Source organism: Paracoccus niistensis (assembly GCF_042432925.1).
Lineage (GTDB): Bacteria > Pseudomonadota > Alphaproteobacteria > Rhodobacterales > Rhodobacteraceae > Paracoccus > Paracoccus niistensis.
In genome coordinates, this window is record NZ_JBHLWE010000078.1 from 1 (window position 1) to 631 (window position 631).

Genomic DNA, 631 nt, shown 5'->3' on the forward strand with positions numbered 1-631 from the left:
CGGCGGATCAAGGAGATCTGCGAGACACGCGTGCGCTACGGCTATCGCCGTGTTCACGTCGTCCTCAGGCGCGAGGGCTGGGATGTCAGCATCAAGAAGGTCTACAGTGCTTACAGGACGTTGGGATTGCAGCTGCGCAACAAGACGCCGAAGCGCCGGGTCAAGGCGAAGCTGCGTGATGACCGCGCCGAAGCCGTCGGACCGAACGATGTCTGGGCGATGGATTTTGTCCACGACCAATTGGCCCTGGGCAGGAAGCTGCGGATCCTCACCATTGTCGATACGCATTCCCGCTACTGTCCGGCGGCGGATGTCCGGTTCCAATATCGCGGGGAAGATGTGGTCCAGACGCTCGAACGGATCTGCCGCAAGATCGGCTACCCGAAGACGATCAGGGTCGACAATGGCAGCGAGTTCATCTCCCGCGACCTCGACCTGTGGGCCTATGCCAGGCAGGTCACCCTGGACTTCTCACGCCCCGGCAAACCCACCGACAACGGCTTCATCGAGGCCTTCAACGAGCCAAGCTGAGGTCCGAATGCCTGAACGCCCACCGGTTCATGAGCCTTGCCGATGCGACCGAAAAACTGGAGCATTGGCGCAGACACTACAACGATGACCGACCCCATAG

At 60.9% G+C, this 631-nt stretch carries 1 pseudogene; it reads left to right on the forward strand.

From position 1 onward, the window contains the following. A pseudogene (locus ACFFII_RS17550) lies at positions 1 to 631 on the forward strand (IS3 family transposase); the annotation flags it as partial.